The organism is Pseudomonas sp. Con_6 (genome assembly GCF_059379395.1).
The window spans coordinates 6,157,428-6,181,789 of the sequence record NZ_CM182011.1; the positions used below are offsets into that span (position 1 = coordinate 6,157,428).

Below are 24,362 nucleotides of genomic sequence, written 5' to 3' on the forward strand. Positions count from 1 at the left end.
ACTTACGCGCTTGAGGTGCAACGAGAGAATCACGGCGTACCAGCATCCTCGAAAATGCCCGCCAGCAAAGCCGCTGTGCTCATCACACAGCGGCTTCACTCCGTCGCCGAGACCCGATACGCCCGCCGGCTCGCCGACTGCGCGAAACACACGAACAAGGCCGCCATCACCGCCAGCGCCATCGGCAGCCCGTGCGGCGCCACATCCATCGCGGCACCACTGACCAGCGGTCCGATCAGGCTGCCCACTCCCCATAGCAGCCCGACGCTGGCATTCGCCGTCACCAGGTCCTGGCCCTTGAACTGTTGCCCGATCAGCACCAGCGCCAGGGTGTACACCCCGCCCGCCACCGCCCCCAACAACACCAGCGCCGGCCACAGCAGCCACTGCACCGAGATCAGCCACGGCAGGGCCAGACCGATCAGCATCGCCACCACGCCGCAGACCAGGTGCAGGGTGGTGCGTTCGCAGCGGTCGGCGAGCCAGCCGATGGGCAACTGGAAAAGCATGTCACCGGTGAGGATCACCGTCACCATCAGCGCCGCCACGCCCACCGCGTAGGCGTGATGGGTGGCGTATACCGGCAGCAGCGAGAGCACCACCGCATCGAAGAAAGAGAAGAACAGCACGCCCATGCACAACGCCGGGGCGACACGGAAGAAGCCGGCCAGCGAGAAGCTTTTTTCACCGTCCTCGCCATGCTCGACATGGTCGTTGGGCACGCTCCAGAGGATGCAGGCCAGCGCCAGCGCATAGCCCGCCGAGACCATCACGATCAGCCACGGCCCCTGTGCGCCGAGCAGCGAAAGCATGGCCGGGCCAAGCATCTGGCAGCCGGTGAAGGCCGTGGCGTACAGGGCCATGACCTTGCCGCGGTTGTGCTCCTCGCTCAGTTCATTGACCCACGATTCGCCGAGGATGATCGCCACGCCCATGCCGATCCCCAGCGCCAGACGCAGGCCCGCCAGCAGGTAGATCGAGGAGAACGCCCACTCGATCAGTCCGACGCTGAGGGCGCAGATGCTGAAGCTGAGCAGGTAGATGACCCGCCGGGTCAGGTGCCGGCAACAGGCATCGACGAGGAACGCCGAGAGCATCATGCCCGCGGCCGGCATGGCCGAGAGGATGCCAATGCGCAGACTGCTCGCCCCGGCATCCAGCAGGCGCAGGGACACCAGTGGAAGGGTCGCGCCCAGGCTGAAACCGATGATGGATACGACGAACAACAGACCACAGAGAAAACGCTTGTTCACAACTCACTCCACAACCGCCGCGCCGGGATGAAAGCCATGCGCGAGCCGGTTCATGCTCGATGACGAATGAAGACGCACGAGCCACCAGAGGCCCGTAGGGATCAGAGAGCGAACGGGTGTGGCGAGAAGGTGAAGGCGAACAGCACGCTGCGCCGGCGCTTGAGCACAGTGTCCTGCGGCCAGGCACGACGAACCGCCCGGAAGACGGGCAGGCTGGCAGTGAAAGGACGGACAACGGCGTTCATGTTCGGCTACAGCAAGGATCGTAGAGAGGGCCGGCACTCTAGGCTAAGCACGTCGTCTGCGTCAATCGTGCCGGGATCGCGCGGCGCAGCTACCTGGCATTTCTGTCAGTAGAGGGAAGATGACTCCGGGAGTAGAACTGGATTTCTCTTCCAACCTGAATGCCCTCCCCGTAGCAGGGGAGAGGCCTAGGAGTTCGACCATGAAATCAACCAAATTCCCCAAGGCCTCCGGCGACCTCGATCCAGGCTTCGGCAACGACGGTCTAGCCCCTTTCCCGGTGGAGCTGCGCATCGTCCAGTCGAAGAGGCTCAGCAATGGAACGATACTGACGGGCGGCAGCGAGATGTACGGCACCCTGCTCATCCTGGTCCGCCACCTGGAAACAGGTGAAATCGATAGCTCGTTCGGTGACCAGGGCCTCGTTCGCATCACGCTGCCGTGGCCTGGCGAAATCGGGGCGGTAAAACTGCGGCCAATGCCGGACGATTCAGTCTTGGTGACCTGTGCAGTCGGCAACCCCTATCAGGGGCCTGCCGTTGTCATGCGTATCCTGCCCAGCGGCGAACTGGACAGCGGCTTCGGTGTTTCCGGGTACTGCATGATCGCCCTGGAGGAACCCTCGACGGTCATCACGGCATCTGGACTGCTGGATGACGGCAAGGTGGTGGTGAGCCTCGTGTCGAGCAACTACAGCACCTTGACCCGACGAAATTACCTCGCACGCCTGGACAACGGCCACCTCGACCCAAGCTTCGGCCCGAACGGCTCCGGCCTGGTCAGGGTCGATGAGGACGAGACCGCCGGACTTTCGATCCTGCCCTCTGGGGGCATTCTGGTAGGGAGTTCCGCCACCAATTTTTCGCGGCTCGTCTTCCGGCAATACCAGGCCAACGGCAAGCCTGATACTCGCTTCGGTGAAAACGGCGAGGCCTCTCTGACGATCGACAACGGCTCGGTCTGGTGCAGCGCCGTGCTACGGCAACCGGACGGCAAGATCGTGGCGGTCGGCAGCGCGGATGTCGGCCTGGGCGTCCATAGCCTGATCACCCGCCTTGATCCCGACGGAGGCATGGACATGAGCTTCAACGGCGGTGAACCCAAGATCATGGTGTACCAGGGCCATGAAACGCAGAACATGGCCGTCGCCTTGCAAGCCGACAACATGCTGGTGACCGGCGGTGAAGCCATCGGTACTGCCGAAACCCACAACTTCGTGCTGATGCGCTTCCTCAGCAACGGCAACCTGGACGTCAGCTTCGGCAACAACGGTCAGGTGATGACCGACTTTGGCGGACTGGACAGCTGCAACAACCTGGACGTCCAGAACGACGGCAAGATCCTCGCCTCCGGTATCAGCGCGCTGTCGTCGCGCGGACGTTACAACATCCTGGCCCGCTACTTCGGCTGACCAACGCCCGGATCCTGGCGACCTGATATTTCTGTCAGTAGACGGCTCCGCCGGCCGGGCTTAAAAACAAGGCTCCGTTTTTCCTTGTTCTCTGCCTCCTGGAGACCCGGCAATGGCGACCGAAAACAACAATCAAGCCCCAGCCCCGCTCGATCCCGCATTCACGACCACGGACTATCTGTCCTTCTCTCCCGGCATGGATCTGGAACAGTCAATACTGCTGGAGGACGAAACGATCCTGACCGCCAGCATCGATCTGGAAAGCAAAGAGTTCGTTCTGGCACGGCACCTGAAAAGTGGCTGGCTCGATCATGGCTTCGGCCTGTATGGCGTGCAACGTATCGCCAGCGATCTGGCGCGCAGCGTGACCACGCTGTCGCTGCGTCTGGAGGCCCATGGCCGGGTCGTGGTGCAAGGCCGCCTGAGGGACCGGGTCACCGGGCGGGAAGGTGTCTACCTGCTGCGCGTACTGCCGAGCGGGGAGGCGTGTCCGCGCCTGGGCATCGATGCCTTTCTCATCGTCTCGCCGTTGCCCATCGCCAGCGCGGCGAACGCCGGCAATGGCGCGCTGGATGAGTGGACCTGGCTACGTTGGCCATCCTGCCAGGTGTAGACCCTGCGAGACTTTTGCCCGACTGCAGACCTGTGGTGCTCTGGATGACTCGGCATGAGCCTTCTCCCTCAAGACACCGGCGTCGATCCCGATGCCTGGACCAAGCGATTACGCCCCCCCTGCTTGGCCTGGTAAAGGCCCAGGTCCGCCACCCGCAAAAGCTCGCCCACGGCCACGCTGGCATCGGGCTGGTCAGGATCATAGCTGGCGCTGCCGATGCTCAGGGTCACCCGCCCCAGTGGACTGGCGGCGTGGGTCAGGTGGGCGTCGAAGACCTGGTGGCAGAGATAGCGGGCGACGCTGCGCGCTCCGTGGGCATCGGTGTCGGGCAGGATCACCGCAAACTCCTCGCCACCGTAGCGGCAGACCTGATCACCCGGACGTTGCAGGGACTGGCTCAGGAGCATGGCGATACGCCGCAGGCACTCGTCGCCGGACTGGTGGCCGTAGTGGTCGTTGAACACCTTGAAGTAGTCCACATCCACCATCAGCAACGACAGCGGCCGACCTTCCCGACGGGCGCGGGCCTTCTCTTGCAGCAGGGCTTCGTCGAAGCGCCGGCGGTTGGGCAAGCCGGTGAGGAAGTCCTCGCTGGCCAGAGCCTGCAAGCGTGCATTGGCCTCTGCCAGCTGCGCATTGCTGTCGGCCAGTGCCTGGCGCATCAGGCATTGTTCGGTAATGTCGCTGAAGGCCAGGGTCATGCCGAGGACCTGCTGGTCCAGATCGCGTACCGCGCCGATTTGCAGCAGGTAGGTGCGCTCGCGCCAGTCCAGTTCGCGGTCGGCCAGGGGGCAACCCTGTTCCAGTTCGGCAAGACAGTGATCCAGATCGAGTTGCGCCACCGGCATCCGCGCCGTCAGCGACTGTCCCACCAGTTCCGTGGCATCGCCGCCAAGCAGTTGGCCAAGGGCATGGTTGACGTTGACCAGCACGCCCTGCCGGTCCACCAGGCCCAGTGCGACCGAAGCAGCGGCGTACAGCGCTTCGAGCTGTACTTCGCGGCGGTCCAGCGGACCAATGGCCGGCGTCACGTCGCGATCGATGCCACGGTAGCCGGTAAGTTCACCTTTGGCGTCGAACAGCGGCACGCCACTCGTTTCAAGGACGACCAGACGCCCGTCAGAACGGACATTGCGGTTGATAAGCCCGGCGAACGGCCGTTGCTCGGCGACGATGCCGGCGAAGATCGCGCCGACCCGCGCCGCTTCTTCCGCGGGCATGAAGTCGAAGGGCGTCTTGCCCAGCACCTCGCTCGGCGCATAGCCGAGCATCTGCCGGCTGTGCTCGGAACAGAAGGTATAGCGTCCCTGGCTGTCGACCTCCCAGAGCCAGTCGGAGTTGTGCGCGATGATTTCCCGCAGGCGAAGAACTTCCTGTCCTTCGGGGAGCGGCTCGGGGTCGGAGGTGTTGGGCATGGAAGGCGACTTCGGCGAACAACCACAGGGGCAAAGCGCAACGTTAATGGATCGGGGCCCTTGCGGGCAAATCCGGCGTTGGGTGGCGGATCTGTCATGATGGGCGGATTCAAGAAAGCGGTTTCGGCTAAGCGGTTGAAAGCGCGTAAAATTTTTTGAAAAAGAGTGTTGACAGTAATCCGTTTCGAGCGAATAATGCGCGCCACTTGGCTACATAGCTCAGTTGGTTAGAGCATAGCATTCATAATGCTGGGGTCCGGGGTTCAAGTCCCTGTGTAGCCACCATACCCCGCCCTGAAGTTGTTGTTCGGCTTCAAGGCAAACGAAAAAGCCCGCCTCGCGCGGGCTTTTTTGTGCCTGGAATTTGATGCAGCACTGCTCGATGTCTCGTTCAAAACATTTCCCTGCGTTTTCGGACATGGGCCGTGCGCAGCCCTGCCGCAGAATCGGCAGGTCGATGAGCTGAGCCGATGGCGCCCTACATGAATGTGTTGAAACAGGCCCTACGCGAACACCAGTTCGTTTGCGTCATGGAGTTCGTGCCCAAGCCGCAACGGATGGCCGCGTTCGAGACGCTGATGCAGCGCGGGCAGTTGTGCGGCTGGCCGATGCTCGCCGGCATCGCCGATCGGGTCGGCAGCAACCTTGACCTGTCGCCACTCGATACCTTCACCGCCCTCTCCCGTCCGGTCCCGGTGATTCCGCACTTTTCCGGCAAGGAGCGCGAACGCCAGGACCTGCTGGCACAACTGGAACGCATGGACAGTCTCGGCCTCGACCAGCTCCTGCTACTCACCGGCGACCGCCTGCACGGCCATGTTCCAGGCGAGCGGCCCGTTCGCTACCTGGAATCGGTGGCCGCCCTCGGCATCGTCCGCCAGGCACGGCCGGAATGGCTGCTGGGTGCCGCGCTCAACCCCTTCAAGTACCGCGAGGAAGAAGGCGGCGCGCAGTACTTCAAGGCGCAGAAAAAACTCGCCGCCGGTGCCGACTTCCTCATCCTCCAGCTCGGCTTCGACATGGCCAAGTACCGCGAAGCCATGGACTGGATGCAGCGCCAGCCAACGCCACGGCCGATGCTGGCGTGCATCATGGGCCTGACCCATGGCCGGGCGAAGATGCTCGAGCATGTGGCCGGGGTCACCGTGTCGCCGTCGATGCGCGCATTGGTGGCGGCGGAGGAAGCGGTGTCGAAAGCGTTTGCCCAGGCGCGCAGTGTCAGCCGCCTGGCCTTGCAGGTGATCGGCCTGCGGCAGATGGGCTATGCCGGGATCAACCTGTCAGGGGTGCATGAGCTGCAATCGTTGCTGGCGTTGGAGCAGGCGCTGGAGGAGTGGGAGGGGAAGATCCGCAGCGAGGAAGAATGGGCAGTCGCCTGGGCCGAGAGCTGGCGTATGCCGCAGGTGCCTGCGGTGACCTTCCATCCGCCCGCGTCGGACTGGAAAGCGGGTGAATCGCAGGTGCAGGCCAGCGCACGGGAGAAGCTGCGCTACCACCTGCTGTCGACATTGCACTCGCTGTTGTTCAATCGCACTACCTTGATGAGCCGGGCTTTTGGCTGGGCGGTGCAGCAGCCATTGTGGTCGACCCCAAGCGGCGCACGCTGGCTGCACCGCCTGGAACGCGGGGCGAAGCGACCGCTGGTGGGCTGCGACACCTGCGGCAGCTGCCGGCTGGAGGACACCCTGTACGTCTGTCCCGAGACCTGCCCCAAGGGCCTGGCGAACGGGCCCTGCGGCGGAACGCAGCTGAACCGCTGCGAGTTCGGCGACCGCGAATGCATCCACAGCTTCAAGTACCGCACCGCGAAATCCGTGGGGCAAACGGCAGTGCTGACGGAGCGGTTGATTCCCTGCGTGGAAGTGGGTGGGCGGCATCGCAGTTCGTGGCCGCAGTGGTTCTCGCCCCTCGATACCGAGAGCCCCCCGGGGAGCGCTGCGCGGTCCATCGCGGGCAACGCCCGCTCCCACAAGGTTGCGTGTCGGACCGAAGAAGTGTGACTCGATGCCGGGATCCTGTGGGAGATCCCCAGCTCTCTTATGAATCCGACACAGACTGTTGCAATCCGCTCAACGCACACTGGCGAACAGCACCGTCATCCCCAGCCCGAGCAAGGCCAGGCCGATCACCCGGTCCACCAGGCGCTGGCGATCGATCATCACCCGGCGCAGGGGCGCGCTGGAAAAACACAGTGCGACGATGCTGAACCACACCCAATGCGCCACGGACATGAACAGGCCATAGCCGAATTGCTGGGCCAGCGAGCTGTCCGGCCCGACCACCTGGGTGTAGGCGCTGACAACGAACAGCAGGGTCTTGGGGTTCAGGGCATTGGTCAGGAAGCCGGAGAGGAAGGTGCCCTTCCTGGCGCTGCCATCACCGTCCAGCGACAGGCGGGAGGTGTTGGTCAGCGAGCTGTAGCCGAGGTAGATCAGGTAGCCGGCGCCGAGCACCTTCATCACCAGGAACAGCGTCGGCGAATGCTGCACCAGCACCGACACGCCGAGCACGGTGTACAGCACGTGCACCTGCACCCCGCAGGCGATGCCCAGGGCAGCGAGCAGGCCGCTGCGCCGGCCGTAGGCGTAGCTGGCACGGGTGACCATGGCGAAGTCCGGTCCAGGGCTGATGACTGCCAGCACGGTGAACAGGGCAACGGCGATAAGTTCGTTCACTGAGGGTTTTCCTTTTTGCAATGCGCTAGCAAATGGCGCCGATCGATATGAAGGCCGCCATTATCGAAAGCCTGACCCAGCGGGGAAAAGCGATTTATAGTGCAGCAAATCCGCTAGTTTTCCTCACAGATATGAAACTGCCCGCCCTCACCGCTTTCCGTTATTTCGATGTCGCCGCGCGCACCGAGAGTTTCGTCCGTGCCGCCGAACTGCTGCATGTCACCCATGGCGCGGTGAGCCGCCAGGTGCGGCTGCTGGAAGCCTCGCTAGGGGTGGAACTGTTCGAGCGGCGCAACCGGGCGATCTTCCTCACGGCCGCCGGTCGCACCTTGCTGGGCACCACCCAGTCGATCTTCGAGCAGTTGGAAGGCACGGTGTCGCGGCTGCAGCAGCAGACCCGGGAAAACGTGCTGGTGCTCTCCTGCGAGCCGACCCTGGCCATGAAGTGGTTGATCCCGCGACTGGCGGATTTTCATGCCCGCCACCCCGGCATCCAGGTGCACCTGATGGCCGCTGGCGGGCCGGTGGATTTCGTGCGCAGCGGGGTCGACCTGGCCCTGCGGCGCGACGATTTCCAGTGGGAGGACGGGCTGCACGTGCAGAAGATCTGCGACGAATGGGTCGGGCCGGTGGTCAGCCCACGCTTGGACCTGCCTGCCAAAGGTTTCGCCGGCCAGCGCCTGCTGCACAGCGCCACTCGCCCCGCTGCCTGGGCGACGTGGCTACGCCTGAACCGAAAAACCGAGCGCGGCACCGAGCGGGCCGACTACGAGCACTTCTACCTGTGCATCCAGGCGGCAGTCGCGGGACTTGGCGTGGCCATGGCCTCGCGCCTGATGGTGGCTGACGAACTGGCCAGCGGGCAGTTGCTGGCGCCCCATGGTTTCGTCCGCGATGGTTCGGCGTACGTACTGTTGTGCCCGCAGGTACTGGCGGAGTCGGAGAAGTGTCAGCGCTTCACCGCCTGGGTCATGGAACAGGCGTCGCCCCAGGTGCGGTAGCCCGCGGTATCGATATGTATCCGCCCTGACGGATAGCGTCCCAGTCCCATGTTCCAGGCTTGGCCGTAGCGCTGCCAGAAACTACAGAGCGACTGCGTGTCGGCACTTTTCTCCAGCAACAGATCGACCGCGAAGGCGCGCATGTGGGCACTGCCCGGCGCACCGCCGGCACAGCGATTGAGCGCCGGGGCGCGGTAGGCGGAGACTACTTCGAAAGGACCGAGGATGCGTTCGTCGCGCAGCAGGTCGAGCAGGCGCAACGTACTGCGCACATCCGCCCAGTGGGACACCGGCGCCACCGCGAACGGCTCGGCCCGGCACTGGCGCCAGTCACTGGCCGAGCGCAGCAACTGGTACAGCGGGACCACGCCATACAGTCGCGCGTCCACCAGCATCTCGCGCAAGGCGCGGGTGTCATGCTCGCCGGTCCACTGGGCGAACATCCACAGATCCCGTTCGTCGGCGCGCGCAGCGCCACCGAGCAGCAACGCCACCAACGCCAGCAGCACTCCATTCATCCGCCCTCTTCCCACGACCACCGCGCGTCCTCCAGTATGGCGTGCCTCCCTCCGCCGGGAGCCATCTGACAAGGAGTTAAGCATGCACAAGATTGCACCGATTGCCTTGAGCCTGGTTGCGTTCGGATTGGCCAGCCAGACACTGGCCGATGCCCGGGTCGAACTGGGCGACCAGGCCCGGGTGACCCGCCTGTTCGCCTACCCTAACAACTGCAGCGTGATCTGCTTTCGCAACTGGACGCTGGAGCAGACCGTCGAGCATTACCTGAACCAGAGCGTACAACGCGATGGCTACCCGGCCGCGAAGGTGACGGTGCATCGCGACAACGACAAGTACTATGCCGATATCAGCAACGTCCCCAGCGAGTACCACAAACCCCTGAACGCCCTGCTCGACACCGGCGAACTGGCCTACAACGGTGCGCAGAAGCTCAACAGCGACGGCAAGTGGTCCTACGACTGGTACCTGTTCCTGCCGCTGGGCATGGCCCTGGAGAACCGCCGCAGCATCGAGCTGCTGCACTTCCCGCCGGATTACTCGCTGACCCAGGCCCAGGACTACCTGCGCTCCAACACCACCGACCGCTGGGCCAGCCTGCTGACCTTCAACGGCATCCCGGCCGAGCAGACCCCGGCCTACCAGACCATCGTCGATATCGCTCCGATCGCCGCGCCGGCCAGCGCGGGCTCGACCCTGGAAGGCACCTATGGCTATTTCCAGGACTACCAGGTACGCATGGTCAAGGAAGTCACGGTGGCCTCGAATGGTGCGTCGCTGCCAATGGTGGCGTTCGGTGCGCCGGTACGCAGCTGGATCAAGCAGCAGTACGGCGTGGACCTGAAGGTGCTGGGTCTCGGAACCATCAGCCCGAACGCCGGGCAGAAGGTGCCGGTGCTGGGCTCCAATCATCCAAGTGCGATCTGGTACACGGCAGACCCGTCCAACTATGGCGGTGATATGGAAAAGGCCGATGCGGCGGGCCTGAAAATGATGGGCCAGGACCTGAGTGCAGCGTGCTGGCAGGCGGGGGTGGGGAGTAATCCGGAGGCGGATCCGCAGTTGACGCTGAATGCCTGTATGCAGAAGTGGCAGGTGACGGCGAAGAAGCAGACCTGTGAGCTGTTCTACCGGACCATTCGCAACCTGACACCGGAGCAGGCCAGTGCCAAGTGCAATACCGGGACGGTGACGCGGAGTTTGAGGGAACTGCAGAAGCCGATCGAAGGGATCTGAAACGAACACCTATCAATGTGGGAGCGGGTTCACCCGCGATTGCGTCGGTGAATTCACTATCGCAATCGCGGGTGAACCCGCTCCCACAGGGTCCGCGTTGCTTTACTCCTGCGGGCGCAACCGATACTGCGGCGGCAACTGCGCCAGCCCGCTGATGGTTACGTCCAGGCTCTTCCACCGCCCGTCCTTGATCCCGTAGATGCAACCATGCACCGACAGCTCCTGGCCACGATGCCAGGCGTTCTGCACGATGGTGGTATGCCCCACGTTGGCCACCTGCTGGATCACGTTCAGCTCGCACAGCCGGTCAACCTGCGCTTCCTCGGTCGGCAGCTTCGACAGCTCCACGCGATGCTCGTAGTAGATGTCACGGATCGAGCGCAGCCAGCCATCGATCAGCCCGAACTGGCGATCCTGCATCGACGCCCGCACCCCACCGCAACCATAGTGCCCGGTCACCAGGATATGGCGGACCTTGAGCACATCCACCGCGTACTGGATCACCGACAGGCAGTTGAGGTCGGTGTGCAGCACCACGTTGGCGACGTTGCGGTGAACGAACAGATCGCCCGGCAGCATGCCGACGATCTCGTTGGCCGGCACCCGCGCGTCGGAACAGCCGATCCAGAGGAATTCAGGGGTCTGCTGTCGCGCCAGCTTGGCGAAGAAGTCCGGGTCGCGCTGTGTGATGGCGTCGGCCCAGCGTTCGTTGTTGTCGATCAGTTCCTGCAGGTCGTGCATGGTCAAGCCTCATGAAATGATGCTTTGTTGTGACAGGCGACGACCCGGGAAGGTCACGCCGCCCTTATTCGATCAGGGTGCAGGCCATCACCAGCGCATCCTCGCGCCCGCCCGGAGCCGGGTAGTAGTCGCGACGCCGGCCCACTTCGTTGAAACCATAGCGCTCGTACAGGCGATAGGCCGACTGGTTGCTGGCGCGGACTTCGAGGAAGCACTCACGACCGTTCATCTCGTAGGCGCGCTTCATCAGTTGCTCCAGCAGTGCCAGGCCGAGACCGCGGCCCTGGCTTTCCGGCTTGACGGTGATGTTGAGCAGGTGCGCTTCGTCGATGATCACATTGATCACGCCATGGCCGACCTGCTGCTCGCCTTCGAACATCAGCCAGATCTCGTAGCTCTTCAGGCCATCGAGGAAGATCCCGCGGGTCCAGGGGTGACTGAACGCGGCGTATTCGATCTTCAGTACTGCATCCAGGTCCGCCTCGGTCATCCGGCGGAAACTGAGGGTGTCACTCATTGCTTGGCTTCCAGCGCGCCATCAGCTGGCGCATGGCTTTCCAGACGTCCGCCTTGCGCTGCGGCTCGTCCATCAACACTTCAAGACCGGGCAGCGCCCAGGCGATGCCCAGGCCCTGAACGGGAAATTCCTGGTAATACGCGTCTTCGTCGCGCTCGCCGGCATGGCGGATGGCTGGCAGGCCGATCAGCCACAGGCAGGCAGCGGGCTCGCGCTCCAGTTGCACCTGCGTGAATCCGTGGACGAAGTCCCGCGCGGCGTCCGGCCCCTGGTCCAGGCTGCCACGCACCAGCAGCGGCCAGCGGATCGGTTCGCCGAGAATCTGCGGGCTGTCCGGCAGGCCAGCGGCACGCAGCATGTCCTTGAGCAGCAGGTAGGACGGGTCGCGGCTCTGGAACGGCTGGCTGGTGGCCAGTTCCACCAGCAACAGGCAACTGCCGGCGCGCAGCAGTTGCAGGGCGAAGCGCGGCGGTGGCGGCGCGACGACACGGACCGGTGCAGGCTTTTCCTCCGCGCTTTCCACCGGTTTGCTGGCGACCCTGGCCGCGGCATTCGGTCGCGGAATCTCGATTTTCGGCCGTTCCGCTGGTTTGTTCACGACCTGCGCGGCGCTCGCCGGTTGAGCCTGGGCCGGCTGCGCCATGGGTAGCTCGTCCAGCAGCGGCTCGACCGGCAGCAGCAATTCCGGGCGCGACGGCGCGGCGAACGGCAGTTCGGTACGCGGCAGCCAGTGCACCACTTGCATGGCATTCAGGTAAGCGCGGCGGCGGGACTCGGTGAGCAAGGACGTTCGGCCATCTGTGGATAAGTCGGGGCGACATTCTAACGCCGTTGTGCGCGCCGCGCCGCTGCCGATCACGACAAATCCGCCGGACAACCGCTGCAAACGATCAAGGGTGAAACCATTCCTGTTCAATGCAGTACAATCCGGCGTTTTATTTGGCAGCGAGTCGACCCGCCAATGATCGAACCGAAACGCGTCCTGCGCGCCCTGGCCGAGCACTGGAACCTGCTGGAACCTTTGTCAGAGCGTTTTGACGGCGGCACCCTGAGCCTGGGCGAACTGCGCCAGCAACTGGCCGCCCAGCAGCTGGAGAGCACGCCACAGGACATCACCGCCCTGCTCGACGTGTGGATCCGCCTGGATATTCTGGTCCCGGTGGCAAAAAGCCCGAACCGCTTCGAGCTGAACGCGCAGATCCACGATTTCCTCGCCTACCTGCGCCGCGAGCACCGCCTCGGCCTGTGCCTGGAGATCGAGGCCTACCTGCGCCACCTTGAGCGCCTGGCCGGGCATATCCAGGACGCCTTCGACATTCGCGACGGCCACGACCTGGCCCGCCAGTTGCGCCTGCTCGACATGCGCGTGCGCGACGTGCTGAAGAAGCTCGACAACGACGAGCAGGCGCTGGTCGGCGTGGCCGAGCGGGCCAAGACCAGCGACCGGCAGATCCCCCTGCGCCAGCGCTACGCCGAGGTCCTGGCGACCTGGGACGAGTACGTCGAGCCGATGATCCAGCTGGTCAACGCCGACGGCGCCTTCGAGCAGGGCGTGCGCAAGGTCGAGACCGTGCTGCTGCGCCTGCTCAGCGAACAGGCGCGGCTCGGCCAGCTGGTCGACGACGACATGCTCCTGCGCACCCACGCGCGCATCCTTGAAATGCAGACCAGCGCCCAGCTGACCCTGCGCCATGCCCGCGAACTGCTGCTGCCGCTGCGTGAAGAAGCGCGCCGGCACAACGCCGTGACCCGCGGTGCCGCCCTGGCCCTCTCGGTGATCCGGCGCAAGGGCATCGACGCCGTGCCGCAGGCGGCCATGCCGCTGTTCACCCGGCCGCAGAGCACCTTCCTCGGCAGCGCCAGCCAGGTCGAGGCCTACGTCTACGCCCTGGCCCGTTTCGAACCCAAACCCGCACGCTTCCCCAAGGCACACAAGAGCCACAAGGGCGAACCGACCCGCGCGCCGCGCACGGTCAAGGAAATGCTCGAGCGCTGCGAGGACGCCCTGCCGCTGCCGGACCTGATGGTGTGGCTGCTGGAACAGGAGCCGGAAGGCGCCACCGACGAGCTGCTGTACTGGTTCTCGCGCCTGTCGCGGGAAAAACGCTTCAAACGCGAACGCCTCGACCGCCGCGACTACACCACCCGCGAACACCTGGTGAGCCTGCGCTCCTTCGCCCTGACATCCAGCCGCGAAGCGTCGCCCGAATCTTCGCCCGAACCTGCTGCGAGCCCGACCCATGCATCTTGATCTTTCCGAACTGTCCCAGCTCGCACCGATCTTCCGCGAGCTGTTCAAGGGCTTCCACATCAGCCGGCGCGATCCGGAGCTGTACGCCCAGCTGTCGAACTTCCAGGACCAGTACCGCGGCCTGTTCAAGGCCCTGGGCTACGAACTGGTCTGCGATACCCGCGGCTTCTACTACTTCGTCCCCGAGCAGGCCGCCGCCCAGGTCAACAAGACCGCGCAGCGCCTGGCTTTGTTCACCTTCATCCTCGTCGAGCACCTGGCCGACCAGGGTCGCGACCCGATGTCGGTACTCGACGGCGGCAGCCTCGGCCGTGACGAACTGCCATCGATGCTCGACAAGTACCGCGACCTGTTCCTCCAGGCCGAGGTCCAGACCCCGGACGAGCTGGAAGAAAAGATCATGCGCCGCATGACCCAGCTCGGCTTCGCCCATGAAGAGAACGGCATCTACCGCTTCCTGCCGCCGATGCACCGCTTCCTCGACGTCTGCCTGTCGGTCCAGCAGGACCGCGACCTGGCCGCCAGCCTGCACAGCAACCTGCCGCTGCCGACCCCGGTGCTGGTGGTCGAGGAAACCCCGGAAGAACTGAACCGTACCGACGATCCGCTGGATCTGGCGCCGTTCGCCGAAGAAAGCGAAGAAGAGGCCCTGGCCCGGGCCATCGCCGAAGAGCAACAGGAGATTGACGCATGAGCCAGGAACGCTACGGCATCCGCCGCTTCGCACTGCTCAACACCGCCGGCTACAGCCTCGGCCTGTTCCCCCTGGAACACCCACTGTCGGTCTACGGCGCCAACAACCTGGGCAAGAGTGCCTCGATCAACGCCCTGCAGTTCCCCATCCTGGCGCGCATGTCGGACATGAGCTTCGGCAAATACAGCCTGGAGCAGTCACGGCGCTTCTACTTCGCCAGCGACACCAGCTACATCCTCTGCGAAGTCAACCTGCCCCACGGCCCCCACGTCATCGGCGTGGTCGGTCGCGGCCCGGGCGGCGGCTTCGGCCACCAGTTCTTCGCCTATGCCGGCGAGCTGGACCTGGCCCACTACCAGAAGAACGACACCTGCCTGCGCCAGAAGGAGCTGTTCTCCAACCTGGAACGCAACGGCCTGAAAGCCTACGAACTGAAGCCGGACGAACTGCGCCGCCTGCTGGTCGGCGGCCACACCTCGATCCCGCTGGACCTGACCCTGATCCCGCTGCGCTCCACCAGCGAGCAGAGCCTGAAGACCTTCCGCGCCCTGTTCATCAACCTGCTGCACATGCGCGAGATCACCGCGGCCAAGCTCAAGCAGCTGTTCCTCGACGCCTTCGAGCACAGCCTGCGTTCCGGCAGCGTTGACTACATCGCCGCCTGCGACGAAGCCTTCCGCGACGTGCGTCGCATGGAGCAGGACTACAACTCGCTGGTGGCCGCCGGCCCGCTGGTGGAAGCCCTGGCCAACGGCGTGGCCCAACGCGACATCCTGCGCGGCAAGCTGCACCGCCTGTCGCCGCTGCTCGACTCGCTGCTGGGTACCTGGCAGGACTATTCCAGCGCACGCAAAGAGGAACTGGTCATCCAGTCCGAGCACTACAAGGGCGAGCAGGACGCGCTGCAGAACGACCAGCGCAGCGGCACCCAGGAACTGATGCGCCTGGAACGCGAGATCAGCGGCATCCAGCGCTGGCTCGGCGAGCTGTCGGTGCTGAAGAACCGCTTTGCCCTGGTGGATGACGTCAAGGTCCTGGAGCAGCAACTGCTGGCGGCCAAGGACGCCCACGACGAACTGGCCGGTGCGCTGGCGCAGTCCCGCCAGTTCAGCGCCGAAGACCTGGAAGAGCGCCTGCGCGACCTGGAAAAACGCCTGAAGTCGGTGAAGCAGCAACTCGATCACGCCGACAACAACAGCTACGCCCGCCTGCGCGAGGAATTCTCCCAGCAGGACGTCGAGCGCCTGATGCGCCTGTTCAACGGCGCGCTGTTCAGCCTGCCGCTGGGCGAGCGCGGCATCGAGCTGGACGAAAGCGATGTCTGGATCAAGACCCTCGAAGCCCTGCTGGACGGTTTCAAGGGCGAGCGCTTCGAAGTGCCGGGCATCTCCGTCGACCTGTCGCATATCGAGCCGCCGGCCCTCCAGGCCCTGGCCGACCGCGCCGCGTTGCGCGACCAGAAGGAACGCCTGGAGAAGGAGCTCAAGCAGCTCAAGACCCAGCAGTCCGTGGCCGCCGACCGTGCCGCGAGCAAGACCCAGACCGAAGCGCTGTACCAGCAGGTACTGGACGCCCAGAAAGCCCTGGAAGACTTCCGCCGCAGCCAGACCCTGAGCGCCGAGGAAGGCGACAAGCTGGAACAGCTGGCGCAACTGGAAGCCGCCCAGGACGAACTGAAGCGCTCCAGCGACGCCTTCACCGAGCGCGTCCAGCAACTGTCCGCCAAGCTGCAGCTGGTGGGCCGGCAGATTGCTGATATGGAAGCCAAGCAGCGTACCCTCGATGACGCCCTGCGCCGCCGTCAGTTGCTACCGGCGGACCTGCCGTTCGGCACGCCGTTCATGGAGCCGGTGGACGACTCCATGGACAACCTGCTGCCGCTGCTGAGCGACTACCAGGACAGCTGGCAGGGCCTGCTGCGGGTCGACAACCAGATCGAGGCGCTGTACGCCCAGGTACGCCTCAAGGGCGTGGCCAAGTTCGACAGCGAAGACGACATGGAGCGCCGTCTGCAGTTGCTGATCAATGCCTATGCGCACCGCACCGACGAAGCCCTGACCCTGGGCAAGGCGCGGCGCGCGGCGGTCACCGACATCGCCCGGACCCTGCGCAACATCCGCAGCGACTACGACAGCCTGGAACACCAGCTGGCCCTGTTCAACCGCGAGATCAACCGGCGCCAGGTGTCCAACCTGGAGAGTTTCCGCATCGTCCTCGCGCCGAACAAGGAAGCGCTCAAGCACATCGACCAGATCATCCACAGCGCCGGCCAGTACGAGGAAGGCGAGACCCTGTCGGTGTTCGACCTGAGCCAGAGCGCCGAGCAGGACAACAAGAACGAGGAAGCCAAGGAATACCTGGCGCGGCTGGTAGCGGCCAACCACAACCAGCTGGGCCTGAAGGACCTGTTCGAGCTGGCGTTCGAGATCACCAAGGTCAATGGCCAGCCGGTGATCCACACCGACATCGATGGCGCGGCGTCCAACGGCACCACCATGACCATCAAGGCGCTGACCAACATGTACCTGTTGCTGCACCTGATGGACCGCGACCTGGCCGGCCGCGTGCGCCTGCCGTACTACCTCGACGAGGCGGCGGACATCGACGAACGCAACCAGGCGGCACTGCTGGAAACCAGCCTGCAACTGGGCTTCGTGCCGATCCTGGCGAGCGTGAAGCCGCAGGTGTCGGCGCGGGTGGCGATCGACCTGGAAGGGGGTAGCGGGCCGAACGGGATCTACATCGACGAGGCGGACTGGAAGTACATCAGCCGGCTGGATGTGGAGAAGGCGGTGGTGCGGGGGGAGGCTGAAGAGGTTTCAGCCTGAAAGTGATGCGGGGCCCTTACGGGCCCTATCGCTGGCAAGCCAGCGATAGGGCCCGAGAGAACACCGAAAATTTACTTGGCCCAGGGCAGGATCGGAATCGCCGTCACCGCGTTCTGCGGGCTGCCCTCGATCACGCGGTCGCTGTACACCAGGTACACCAGCGTATTGCGCTTCTTGTCGAAGAAGCGCACCACCTGCATGGTCTTGAACACCAGCGACGTCCGCTCCTTGAACACTTCATCGCCGTCCTTGAGGTCACCCTTGAACGTGATCGGCCCCACCTGGCGGCAGGCAATCGACGCCTCCGCCCGATCCTCGGCCAGCCCCAGTCCACCCTTCACGCCACCAGTCTTGGCCCGCGACAGGTAGCAGGTCACGCCCTCGACCTTCGGGTCATCGAACGCCTCGACGACGATCTTGTCGTTCGGCCCGACGAACTTGAACACAGTGGAAACCTCACCCACCACTTCCGCCGACGCCAGCACTGGCATCGCCAGCAGGGCAGCGGCAAACAGTCCCTTGAACACGGTCACTCTCCTCACACCAGAATCAGGTTGTCGCGGTGCACAAGCTCAGGCTCGGCGCTGTAGCCCAGCAGGCCCTCGATGGCGTCCGATGGCTGGCCGATGATCTTCTGCGCTTCCAGCGCGCTGTAGTTGGCCAGGCCGCGGGCGACTTCGACGCCGTCCGGACCGACGCAGATCACCATCTCGCCACGGCGGAAGCTGCCTTGAACGGTCTTCACGCCGACCGGCAGCAGGCTCTTGTTGGCCTGGCGCAGCGCCTGCACGGCGCCAGCGTCCAGCACCAGGGTGCCGCGGGTCTGCAGGTGGCCCGCCAGCCACTGCTTGCGCGCGGCCAGCATGCCGCGCTCGGGCGACAGCAGGGTGCCGATGCGCTCGCCGGCCTTGAGGCGATCCAGCACGCGCTCGATGCGCCCACCGATGATGATGGTATGGGCACCGGAACGGGCCGCCAGGCGCGCCGCACGCAGCTTGGTCTGCATGCCGCCACGACCCAGGGCGCCGCCGGTACCGCCGGCCACGGCGTCCAGGGCCGGATCGTCGGCGCGGGCTTCGTAGATCAGCTGGGCTTCGGGGTTGTTGCGCGGGTCGGCGTCGAACATACCGTCACGGTCGGTGAGGATCACCAGCAGGTCGGCTTCCACCAGGTTGGCCACCAGGGCGGCCAGGGTGTCGTTGTCGCCGAAGCGAATCTCGTCGGTAACCACGGTGTCGTTCTCGTTGATCACCGGCACCACGCCCAGCTCCACCAGGGTGCGCAGGGTGCTGCGGGCGTTGAGGTAACGCTTGCGGTCGGAGAGGTCGTCGTGGGTCAGGAGGATCTGCGCGGTGTGCTTGCCGTGCTCGGCGAAGCTCGATTCCCAGGCTTGCACCAGGCCCATCTGGCCGATGGACGCAGCGGCCTGCAGCTCGTTCATCGCACTCGGTCGCTTGGTCCAGCCCAGACGGCTCATGCCGGCAGCCACGGCCCCCGAAGAGACCAGCACCAACTCGACGCCCGCTTCACGCAGGGCCACCATCTGCTCGACCCAGACACCCATGGCCGCGCGATCCAGGCCCTTGCCATCTGCCGTCAGCAGGGCACTGCCAATCTTCACGACCCAGCGCTGGGCACCTGTCACCTTGCTCCGCATCTTCTTCCAACCTATCGATCTGTGTGGATTCTATAGATAACAAAACGCCGCTTGAAAAAGCGGCGTTCAGTGTACTGCAACGGATCAGTCGCGCACGTAAATGATTTCCGGACCGTCTTCGTCGTCCTCATCGCCCCAGAAGTCATCGTCGTCATCGCTGGCATCGGCCACGCTCTTGACGCCAGTGCGGCGCAGGGTGCGAGCGTCGTCCAGGGCCTGCAACTGGGCGCGGGCCTCGTCTTCGATGCGCTGGTCGAGGTCACGCAGCTCTTCGGCGTAGGCCGGGTCGGCCGCCAGGCGGTCGGCGCGATCTTCGAGGTAACGCATCAGGTCGTGGCTGATCTGCTCGGTGCCCTGGCGGGAGATGGCCGAGATCAGGTAGACCGGGCCTTCCCACTGCAGGCGATCGACCACTTCCTTGACCCGCGCTTCGCGCTCGTCTTCCGGGATCATGTCCGACTTGTTCAGCACCAGCCAGCGCTCGCGCTCGCACAGCGACGGGCTGAAGCGCTCCAGCTCGTTGACGATGACTTCGGCGGCATCGGCCGGGCTGCTTTCGTCCAGCGGCGCCAGATCGACCAGGTGCAGCAGCACGCGGGTACGCGCCAGGTGCTTGAGGAAGCGGATGCCCAGGCCGGCACCGTCGGATGCGCCTTCGATCAGGCCGGGAATGTCGGCGATGACGAAGCTCTTCCAGCGGTCGACGCTGACCACGCCCAGGTTCGGCACCAGGGTGGTGAACGGGTAGTCGGCAACCTTCGGCTTGGCGGCCGAGACGGCGCGGATGAAGGTGCTCTTGCCGGCGTTCGGCAGGCCCAGCAGGCCGACGTCGGCCAGGACCTTCATTTCCAGCTTGAGGTCACGCTGGTCGCCCGGCTTGCCCGGGGTGGTCTGGCGTGGCGCACGGTTGGTACTGGACTTGAACCGGGTGTTGCCCAGGCCGTGCCAGCCGCCTTGGGCGACCATCAGTTTCTGCCCGGCCTTGACCAGGTCGCCGATGATTTCCTGGGTGCTGGCGTCGATCACGGTGGTGCCCACCGGGACGCGCAGGACCAGGTCTTCACCCTTCTTGCCGGTGCAGTCGGTGCTGCCGCCGTTGGCGCCACGCTCGGCCTCGAAATGGCGGGTATAGCGGTAGTCGACCAGGGTGTTGAGGTTTTCGTCGGCAACCATGTACACCGAGCCGCCGTCGCCACCGTCACCGCCGTTGGGACCGCCGTTCTCGATGAACTTTTCGCGGCGGAAGGCCATGCAACCGTTACCGCCATCACCGGCCTTGACCCGGATCGATACTTCGTCAACAAACTTCATTCAAAACCGCCTCTCGTCGGATGGACGAGCTGAGTGACCAGATAACGTAAGGCTCTTGCAAAAATGAGCGCGGCGACTCCCGTCCTGCGAATACAGCGCCGGCAGCCCAAGCGGACAGCTTTGCAAGAGACTCACTCCAAAAACGAAAAAGCCCCGTCGCAAGACAGGGCTCTTCCAGCGTGCGCGCGATTACTCGGCGACAACGCTCACGTAACGACGACCGAAGGCGCCTTTTACTTCGAACTTGATCTTACCCGCGATCTTGGCGAACAGGGTGTGATCCTTGCCCATGCCAACGCCGTAGCCAGCGTGGAATTGGGTGCCGCGTTGGCGGACGATGATGTTGCCTGGAACGATAGCCTGGCCGCCATACATCTTCACGCCAAGGCGTTTGGCTTCTGAGTCGCGACCGTTACGGGTACTACCACCAGCTTTTTTGTGTGCCATGAGTTCAATTCTCCTGAAGGGGGATTAGGCTGGAATTAAGCCTGAATACCGGTGATTTTGATCTCGGTGAACCACTGGCGGTGGCCCATGCGCTTCATGTGGTGCTTACGGCGGCGGAACTTGATGATGCGCACTTTGTCGTGACGACCTTGGGAGATCACTTCAGCAACAACTTTTGCACCAGCAACGACTGGAGCGCCGATGTTCACGTCGTCGCCATTGGCAACCAGCAGAACGCGGTCGAAAGTAACGGATTCGCCAGTGGCGACTTCCAGTTTTTCGATCTTCAGGTATTCACCTTCGGCGACTTTGTACTGCTTGCCACCGGTAACAATTACTGCGTAAGACATGGTATTTCTCCGATAATCCTGCTCACCCAGCGCTTTATAGGAAGAGTATTGGCTGGCATGGCTGCATAGGGCTGGAACGGCCCGGTGCAATTGCGTAAGGCAGGTGCTGCCCAGGAAGTAGGGTGCGCGATTGTACGCAAGCCATCCGGCCCTTGCAAGTGGCGCCCCGGCCCGCCGGGCCGGGCGCCTTGACACGCCGGGACCCGCGACCTAGCATGCCGCGCAACCTCTATGGAGCACCTGTGGCCGATGCAACCCCAAGCTTTCTACCGCGCAGTAGCGGACGATTTCAGCGCCGTTGACGAGATCATCAAGAAACAGCTGACTTCCCGCGTTCCGCTGGTATCGAAAATCGGCGACTACATTACCTCGGCCGGCGGCAAGCGTCTGCGTCCGCTGCTGGTGTTGCTCTGCGGCAAGGCCCTGGGCCGTGAAGGCGATGACCTGCGCCTGCTCGCCGCCACCATCGAATTCCTCCACACCGCCACCCTGCTGCACGACGACGTGGTCGACATGTCCGGCATGCGCCGTGGCCGCTCCACCGCCAACGCCCTGTGGGGCAACGCGCCGAGCGTGCTGGTGGGCGACTTCCTTTATTCCCGCTCGTTCGAAATGATGGTCGAGCTGGGTTCGATGCCGGTCATGCAGATTCTCTCCAAGGCCACCCGGGTCATCGCCGAGGGCGAAGTACTGCAGCTGTCGCGAATCCGCGATGCCAGCACCACCGAAGAGATCTACATGGACGTCATCCGCGGCAAGACCGCGATGCTGTTCGAAGCCTCTACCCACAGCGCCGCCGCCCTGGCCAACGCCAGCGACGAGCAGCGCGAGGCCCTGCGCACCTTCGGCGACCACCTGGGCGTGGCCTTCCAACTGGTCGACGACCTGCTGGACTACAAGGGCGACGCGCAGACCCTGGGCAAGAACGTCGGCGACGACCTCGCCGAAGGCAAGCCGACCCTGCCGTTGATCTACACCATGCGCGAAGGCACCCCGGAACAGGCTGCCCTGGTGCGCCAGGCCATCCAGAAAGGCGGGATCGAGGACCTGGAACGCATCCGCGAAGCCGTGGAAGCCTCCGGTTCGCTGGACTACACCGCGAAAATGGCCCGCGACTACGTGGCCCGCGCCATCGCCTGCCTGGAAGTGCTGCCGGCCAGCGAATACCGCGATGCGCTGGTGGAACTCAGCGAATTCGCCGTCGCCCGTACCCACTGATACCCCCTCCCCGGCCCGCTGCTCTGCGGGCCTGCTTTTCCTCTGTCAGGCAAAACCCTATACAATGTGGGTTTTCTGTACGCATGCCCCGAGGAAACGTAGTGAGCACCTTGCCACCCTGCCCCAAATGCAACTCCGAATACACCTATGAAGACGGCGCTCAACTGATCTGCCCCGAGTGCGCCCACGAGTGGTCGGCCAACGGCGAAGCCGAGGCGGCCAATGACGACGTGGTGAAGAAGGACGCAGTGGGCAACGTCCTGCAGGACGGCGACACCATCACCGTGATCAAGGACCTGAAGGTCAAGGGCACCTCGCTGGTGGTCAAGGTCGGCACCAAGGTCAAGAACATCCGTCTGTGCGATGGCGACCACGACATCGACTGCAAGATCGACGGCATCGGCCCGATGAAGCTGAAATCGGAGTTCGTCCGCAAGGTCTGACCCGCCTTTTCCAGGTGCGCCCTGCGACACGGGCGCGCACCTCGGCAGAAAATGCAAATTATTCCCAATTGTCACTTGCTATTCTGATAATAAGAATTATTCTCACTGAAAGCTTTCAAGGAGAATAGCCATGACTTATCTGATCGACGCCTGGCTTGACCGCCCGCAACCTTACCTGCGCATCCTCCACCGCGAGACCGGCGAAGTCTGTGCCGTACTCGAACAAGCGGCACTGGACGAACTGCGCGACCAGGGAGACCTGGACCTGAACGGATTGAATTCGAGTGAGCCGATCGTGCTCAAGGAACTGGTGAGGAACCTGTTCCTGTTCTGTTACGCCCGGGCGTTGCGCCCGAACACGCCGCATGCGGGGTTCTAGCTGATTCCTGTGTTGTTCTTCAGGACCCCATCGCTGGCAAGCCAGCGATGAGACCCGGGAGAGCAAAGAAGATCCTTGCCCTCTGGCCAGAAGCCTTACAGAACGTCCAGCAGCTCGACGTCGAACACCAGCACGCTGTGCGGCGGAATGCTGCCGACGCCTTGCGCGCCATAGGCCAGCTCGCTCGGCACGTACAGGCGCCATTTGCTGCCGGCGTTCATCAGTTGCAGGGCCTCGGTCCAGCCGGCGATCACGCCGCCAACCGGGAATTCGGCAGGCTGGCCACGATCATAGGAGCTGTCGAAGACAGTGCCATCAATCAGAGTGCCGTGGTAGTGGGTACGCACGCTGTCTTCACGGGTAGGCTTGGCGCCTTCGCCAGCGGTCAGCACTTCGAACTGCAGGCCGGAAGCCAGGGTGGTGATGCCTTCGCGCTTGGCGTTCTCGACCAGGAATTCCTTGCCGGCAGCAGCAGCGGCTTCAGCCTTGGCAGCCTGCTCGGCCTGCATGACTTCACGGATGACCTTGAAGCTGGCCGACAGGTCGGCTTCGCTGACGCGGCTGTCGGCGCCGTTGAAGGCGTCGGTCAGGCCAGCCAGGATGGCTTCCAGGCTGACGCCCGGTGGCGGGTTGTCACGCAGTTGGCCGCCCAGTTGGCGGCCGATGCCGTAGCTGACGCGGGATTCGTCGGTGGACAGGTTGAGTTCGGACATTGATCTACTCCGCAGCAGGGCGCACTGACAACCGCGCCCTTCATGAAAAGGGCGAGCAGCCTAGCACACTGCGGCAAAGCGTATCAGCTACCTGGCAGAACGGCTGGACACCGGCAGCTTGAGGTCCTCCTCGGGAACGTCGGGCATGCCGCACATTTCGTCCTGCACCGACCAGTGCACCAGGTGCAGCGGCAGCTTCGGCAGGCCATCGAGCAGATGGTGCGCCTCCTCCACTGAATGCACTTTCAGACGTCCGCCACGGGTGTCGGTCAGGGCGTGGGCGTGCCCGTGGGCGCGGGCTTCCAGCAGGAAGTCGCCGCCCTCGATGGCGATCAGGTTGATCTCCTGGATATGGCCCGTGCGGGCCTGGGCATTCAGTTCGTGCAGGTTCATGGCAGTACCTCGCAGCGGGAACAATCGAGCGTCCGTTCATTTTTTGTACAGCCACGC

The 24,362-nt window shown here is 64.1% G+C and carries 26 protein-coding genes and 1 tRNA gene; 12 read left to right on the plus strand and 15 right to left on the minus strand.

Features of this window, described 5'->3' with window-relative positions:
- Nucleotides 1-95 precede the first annotated feature (95 nt).
- Both AC5QPF_RS27875 and AC5QPF_RS27880 read right to left on the minus strand, forming a co-directional pair.
- A complete protein-coding gene (locus AC5QPF_RS27875) occupies nucleotides 96-1,253 on the minus strand; it encodes an MFS transporter (protein WP_494960836.1) in 1,158 nt (385 codons plus the stop codon).
- Nucleotides 1,254-1,354: 101 nt separating this feature from the next.
- The gene (locus AC5QPF_RS27880; RefSeq protein WP_494960837.1) at nucleotides 1,355-1,498 is read right to left on the minus strand and encodes a hypothetical protein; all 144 of its coding nucleotides are present in this window, start codon (nucleotides 1,496-1,498) and stop codon (nucleotides 1,355-1,357) included.
- 200 nt (nucleotides 1,499-1,698) lie between these two features.
- Between AC5QPF_RS27880 and AC5QPF_RS27885 the strand changes: the two genes are divergently transcribed.
- Entirely contained in the window at nucleotides 1,699-2,907 is a 1,209-nt protein-coding gene (locus tag AC5QPF_RS27885; protein ID WP_494960838.1) for an NHL repeat-containing protein, read from the plus strand.
- Nucleotides 2,908-3,019: 112 nt separating this feature from the next.
- Nucleotides 3,020-3,520 (plus strand): hypothetical protein, encoded by a 501-nt coding sequence (locus AC5QPF_RS27890; protein WP_494960839.1) that lies wholly within the window; start codon nucleotides 3,020-3,022, stop codon nucleotides 3,518-3,520.
- A gap of 68 nt (nucleotides 3,521-3,588) precedes the next feature.
- On the opposite strand, the gene AC5QPF_RS27895 is transcribed toward AC5QPF_RS27890, so the two are convergent.
- Nucleotides 3,589-4,935 (minus strand): diguanylate cyclase, encoded by a 1,347-nt coding sequence (locus AC5QPF_RS27895; RefSeq protein WP_494960840.1) that lies wholly within the window; start codon nucleotides 4,933-4,935, stop codon nucleotides 3,589-3,591.
- 208 nt (nucleotides 4,936-5,143) lie between these two features.
- On the opposite strand from AC5QPF_RS27895, the gene AC5QPF_RS27900 reads away from it, so the two are divergent.
- Nucleotides 5,144-5,220 (plus strand) — tRNA-Met (locus tag AC5QPF_RS27900).
- A gap of 197 nt (nucleotides 5,221-5,417) precedes the next feature.
- The gene (locus AC5QPF_RS27905; protein ID WP_494960841.1) at nucleotides 5,418-6,935 is read left to right on the plus strand and encodes a methylenetetrahydrofolate reductase C-terminal domain-containing protein; all 1,518 of its coding nucleotides are present in this window, start codon (nucleotides 5,418-5,420) and stop codon (nucleotides 6,933-6,935) included.
- Nucleotides 6,936-7,004: 69 nt separating this feature from the next.
- Here the strand turns inward: AC5QPF_RS27905 and AC5QPF_RS27910 are convergent, their stop codons facing one another.
- Nucleotides 7,005-7,610 (minus strand): LysE family transporter, encoded by a 606-nt coding sequence (locus tag AC5QPF_RS27910; protein ID WP_494960842.1) that lies wholly within the window; start codon nucleotides 7,608-7,610, stop codon nucleotides 7,005-7,007.
- A 131-nt stretch (nucleotides 7,611-7,741) separates the two neighbouring features.
- Between AC5QPF_RS27910 and AC5QPF_RS27915 the strand changes: the two genes are divergently transcribed.
- Nucleotides 7,742-8,611, plus strand: a complete 870-nt coding sequence (locus AC5QPF_RS27915) for a LysR substrate-binding domain-containing protein (protein ID WP_494960843.1) — start codon at nucleotides 7,742-7,744, stop codon at nucleotides 8,609-8,611.
- Here the strand turns inward: AC5QPF_RS27915 and AC5QPF_RS27920 are convergent.
- Nucleotides 8,560-9,129 (minus strand): D-Ala-D-Ala carboxypeptidase family metallohydrolase, encoded by a 570-nt coding sequence (locus tag AC5QPF_RS27920; RefSeq protein WP_494960844.1) that lies wholly within the window; start codon nucleotides 9,127-9,129, stop codon nucleotides 8,560-8,562. The two genes, AC5QPF_RS27915 and AC5QPF_RS27920, sit on opposite strands and share 52 nt — an antisense overlap.
- A gap of 82 nt (nucleotides 9,130-9,211) precedes the next feature.
- Between AC5QPF_RS27920 and AC5QPF_RS27925 the strand changes: the two genes are divergently transcribed.
- A complete protein-coding gene (locus AC5QPF_RS27925; RefSeq protein ID WP_494960845.1) occupies nucleotides 9,212-10,363 on the plus strand; it encodes a hypothetical protein in 1,152 nt (383 codons plus the stop codon).
- A gap of 102 nt (nucleotides 10,364-10,465) precedes the next feature.
- On the opposite strand, the gene can is transcribed toward AC5QPF_RS27925, so the two are convergent.
- From can to AC5QPF_RS27940, 3 genes are all read right to left on the minus strand, one after another.
- Complete coding sequence (gene can, locus AC5QPF_RS27930) at nucleotides 10,466-11,104, minus strand: carbonate dehydratase (protein ID WP_494960846.1); 639 nt, start codon at nucleotides 11,102-11,104, stop codon at nucleotides 10,466-10,468.
- Between the two features lie 64 nt (nucleotides 11,105-11,168).
- Entirely contained in the window at nucleotides 11,169-11,621 is a 453-nt protein-coding gene (gene rimI, locus AC5QPF_RS27935; protein ID WP_458979150.1) for a ribosomal protein S18-alanine N-acetyltransferase, read from the minus strand.
- On the minus strand, nucleotides 11,614-12,405 hold the full coding sequence (locus tag AC5QPF_RS27940) for an energy transducer TonB (RefSeq protein WP_494960847.1): 792 nt from the start codon (nucleotides 12,403-12,405) through the stop codon (nucleotides 11,614-11,616). Before AC5QPF_RS27940 ends, rimI begins: the two co-directional genes overlap by 8 nt.
- A gap of 177 nt (nucleotides 12,406-12,582) precedes the next feature.
- On the opposite strand from AC5QPF_RS27940, the gene mksB reads away from it, so the two are divergent.
- Genes mksB through mksF form a run of 3 tightly spaced genes read left to right on the plus strand, consistent with a single transcriptional unit; the run spans nucleotide 12,583 to nucleotide 17,394 of the window.
- The gene (gene mksB / locus AC5QPF_RS27945) at nucleotides 12,583-13,872 is read left to right on the plus strand and encodes an Mks condensin complex protein MksB (protein ID WP_494960848.1); all 1,290 of its coding nucleotides are present in this window, start codon (nucleotides 12,583-12,585) and stop codon (nucleotides 13,870-13,872) included.
- Nucleotides 13,862-14,566, plus strand: a complete 705-nt coding sequence (gene mksE, locus AC5QPF_RS27950; RefSeq protein WP_075801493.1) for an Mks condensin complex protein MksE — start codon at nucleotides 13,862-13,864, stop codon at nucleotides 14,564-14,566. The genes mksB and mksE overlap by 11 nt, the downstream gene beginning before the upstream one ends.
- Nucleotides 14,563-17,394, plus strand: coding sequence for an Mks condensin complex protein MksF (gene mksF, locus AC5QPF_RS27955; RefSeq protein ID WP_494960849.1), 2,832 nt, complete (start codon nucleotides 14,563-14,565; stop codon nucleotides 17,392-17,394). Before mksE ends, mksF begins: the two co-directional genes overlap by 4 nt.
- Before the next feature lie 71 nt (nucleotides 17,395-17,465).
- On the opposite strand, the gene AC5QPF_RS27960 is transcribed toward mksF, so the two are convergent.
- The 5 genes from AC5QPF_RS27960 to rplU all read right to left on the minus strand — a co-directional run bounded on the left by AC5QPF_RS27960 (nucleotide 17,466) and on the right by rplU (nucleotide 21,159).
- Nucleotides 17,466-17,885 carry a CreA family protein gene (locus tag AC5QPF_RS27960; protein ID WP_494964268.1) on the minus strand — a complete coding sequence of 140 codons (420 nt, stop codon included), beginning with the start codon at nucleotides 17,883-17,885 and terminating at the stop codon, nucleotides 17,466-17,468.
- A 47-nt stretch (nucleotides 17,886-17,932) separates the two neighbouring features.
- Complete coding sequence (gene proB / locus AC5QPF_RS27965; protein WP_494960850.1) at nucleotides 17,933-19,051, minus strand: glutamate 5-kinase; 1,119 nt, start codon at nucleotides 19,049-19,051, stop codon at nucleotides 17,933-17,935.
- Between the two features lie 84 nt (nucleotides 19,052-19,135).
- Nucleotides 19,136-20,362 carry an Obg family GTPase CgtA gene (gene cgtA / locus AC5QPF_RS27970; protein WP_494960851.1) on the minus strand — a complete coding sequence of 409 codons (1,227 nt, stop codon included), beginning with the start codon at nucleotides 20,360-20,362 and terminating at the stop codon, nucleotides 19,136-19,138.
- A 189-nt stretch (nucleotides 20,363-20,551) separates the two neighbouring features.
- The gene (rpmA, locus tag AC5QPF_RS27975; protein ID WP_009398991.1) at nucleotides 20,552-20,809 is read right to left on the minus strand and encodes a 50S ribosomal protein L27; all 258 of its coding nucleotides are present in this window, start codon (nucleotides 20,807-20,809) and stop codon (nucleotides 20,552-20,554) included.
- Nucleotides 20,810-20,844: 35 nt separating this feature from the next.
- Nucleotides 20,845-21,159, minus strand: coding sequence for a 50S ribosomal protein L21 (gene rplU / locus AC5QPF_RS27980; RefSeq protein WP_009398990.1), 315 nt, complete (start codon nucleotides 21,157-21,159; stop codon nucleotides 20,845-20,847).
- Between the two features lie 249 nt (nucleotides 21,160-21,408).
- Between rplU and AC5QPF_RS27985 the strand changes: the two genes are divergently transcribed.
- The 3 genes from AC5QPF_RS27985 to AC5QPF_RS27995 all read left to right on the plus strand — a co-directional run bounded on the left by AC5QPF_RS27985 (nucleotide 21,409) and on the right by AC5QPF_RS27995 (nucleotide 23,199).
- Nucleotides 21,409-22,377: a polyprenyl synthetase family protein gene (locus AC5QPF_RS27985; protein ID WP_494960852.1), complete on the plus strand. Its 969-nt coding sequence runs from the start codon at nucleotides 21,409-21,411 to the stop codon at nucleotides 22,375-22,377.
- A 101-nt stretch (nucleotides 22,378-22,478) separates the two neighbouring features.
- A complete protein-coding gene (locus AC5QPF_RS27990) occupies nucleotides 22,479-22,820 on the plus strand; it encodes a zinc ribbon domain-containing protein YjdM (RefSeq protein ID WP_316921428.1) in 342 nt (113 codons plus the stop codon).
- 130 nt (nucleotides 22,821-22,950) lie between these two features.
- Nucleotides 22,951-23,199 carry a PA4570 family protein gene (locus tag AC5QPF_RS27995; RefSeq protein ID WP_494960853.1) on the plus strand — a complete coding sequence of 83 codons (249 nt, stop codon included), beginning with the start codon at nucleotides 22,951-22,953 and terminating at the stop codon, nucleotides 23,197-23,199.
- A 95-nt stretch (nucleotides 23,200-23,294) separates the two neighbouring features.
- On the opposite strand, the gene bamJ is transcribed toward AC5QPF_RS27995, so the two are convergent.
- Both bamJ and AC5QPF_RS28005 read right to left on the minus strand, forming a co-directional pair.
- Nucleotides 23,295-23,912, minus strand: coding sequence for a BamJ family beta-barrel-assembly machinery protein (bamJ, locus tag AC5QPF_RS28000; RefSeq protein WP_494960854.1), 618 nt, complete (start codon nucleotides 23,910-23,912; stop codon nucleotides 23,295-23,297).
- 87 nt (nucleotides 23,913-23,999) lie between these two features.
- Entirely contained in the window at nucleotides 24,000-24,305 is a 306-nt protein-coding gene (locus AC5QPF_RS28005; RefSeq protein ID WP_494960855.1) for a DUF6482 family protein, read from the minus strand.
- Between the last annotated feature and the right edge of the window lie 57 nt (nucleotides 24,306-24,362).

Coding starts and splice junctions, on each gene's coding strand:
- AC5QPF_RS27880 (WP_494960837.1), bottom strand. CDS start 1,498: ATGAACGCCGTTGTCCGTCCTTTCACTGCCAGCCTGCCCGTCTTCCGG.
- AC5QPF_RS27885 (WP_494960838.1), top strand. CDS start 1,699: ATGAAATCAACCAAATTCCCCAAGGCCTCCGGCGACCTCGATCCAGGC.
- AC5QPF_RS27890 (WP_494960839.1), top strand. CDS start 3,020: ATGGCGACCGAAAACAACAATCAAGCCCCAGCCCCGCTCGATCCCGCA.
- AC5QPF_RS27895 (WP_494960840.1), bottom strand. CDS start 4,935: ATGCCCAACACCTCCGACCCCGAGCCGCTCCCCGAAGGACAGGAAGTT.
- AC5QPF_RS27905 (WP_494960841.1), top strand. CDS start 5,418: ATGAATGTGTTGAAACAGGCCCTACGCGAACACCAGTTCGTTTGCGTC.
- AC5QPF_RS27915 (WP_494960843.1), top strand. CDS start 7,742: ATGAAACTGCCCGCCCTCACCGCTTTCCGTTATTTCGATGTCGCCGCG.
- AC5QPF_RS27920 (WP_494960844.1), bottom strand. CDS start 9,129: ATGAATGGAGTGCTGCTGGCGTTGGTGGCGTTGCTGCTCGGTGGCGCT.
- AC5QPF_RS27925 (WP_494960845.1), top strand. CDS start 9,212: ATGCACAAGATTGCACCGATTGCCTTGAGCCTGGTTGCGTTCGGATTG.
- can (WP_494960846.1), bottom strand. CDS start 11,104: ATGCACGACCTGCAGGAACTGATCGACAACAACGAACGCTGGGCCGAC.
- rimI (WP_458979150.1), bottom strand. CDS start 11,621: ATGAGTGACACCCTCAGTTTCCGCCGGATGACCGAGGCGGACCTGGAT.
- mksB (WP_494960848.1), top strand. CDS start 12,583: ATGATCGAACCGAAACGCGTCCTGCGCGCCCTGGCCGAGCACTGGAAC.
- mksE (WP_075801493.1), top strand. CDS start 13,862: ATGCATCTTGATCTTTCCGAACTGTCCCAGCTCGCACCGATCTTCCGC.
- mksF (WP_494960849.1), top strand. CDS start 14,563: ATGAGCCAGGAACGCTACGGCATCCGCCGCTTCGCACTGCTCAACACC.
- AC5QPF_RS27960 (WP_494964268.1), bottom strand. CDS start 17,885: ATGCCAGTGCTGGCGTCGGCGGAAGTGGTGGGTGAGGTTTCCACTGTG.
- proB (WP_494960850.1), bottom strand. CDS start 19,051: ATGCGGAGCAAGGTGACAGGTGCCCAGCGCTGGGTCGTGAAGATTGGC.
- cgtA (WP_494960851.1), bottom strand. CDS start 20,362: ATGAAGTTTGTTGACGAAGTATCGATCCGGGTCAAGGCCGGTGATGGC.
- rpmA (WP_009398991.1), bottom strand. CDS start 20,809: ATGGCACACAAAAAAGCTGGTGGTAGTACCCGTAACGGTCGCGACTCA.
- rplU (WP_009398990.1), bottom strand. CDS start 21,159: ATGTCTTACGCAGTAATTGTTACCGGTGGCAAGCAGTACAAAGTCGCC.
- AC5QPF_RS27985 (WP_494960852.1), top strand. CDS start 21,409: ATGCAACCCCAAGCTTTCTACCGCGCAGTAGCGGACGATTTCAGCGCC.
- AC5QPF_RS27995 (WP_494960853.1), top strand. CDS start 22,951: ATGACTTATCTGATCGACGCCTGGCTTGACCGCCCGCAACCTTACCTG.
- bamJ (WP_494960854.1), bottom strand. CDS start 23,912: ATGTCCGAACTCAACCTGTCCACCGACGAATCCCGCGTCAGCTACGGC.
- AC5QPF_RS28005 (WP_494960855.1), bottom strand. CDS start 24,305: ATGAACCTGCACGAACTGAATGCCCAGGCCCGCACGGGCCATATCCAG.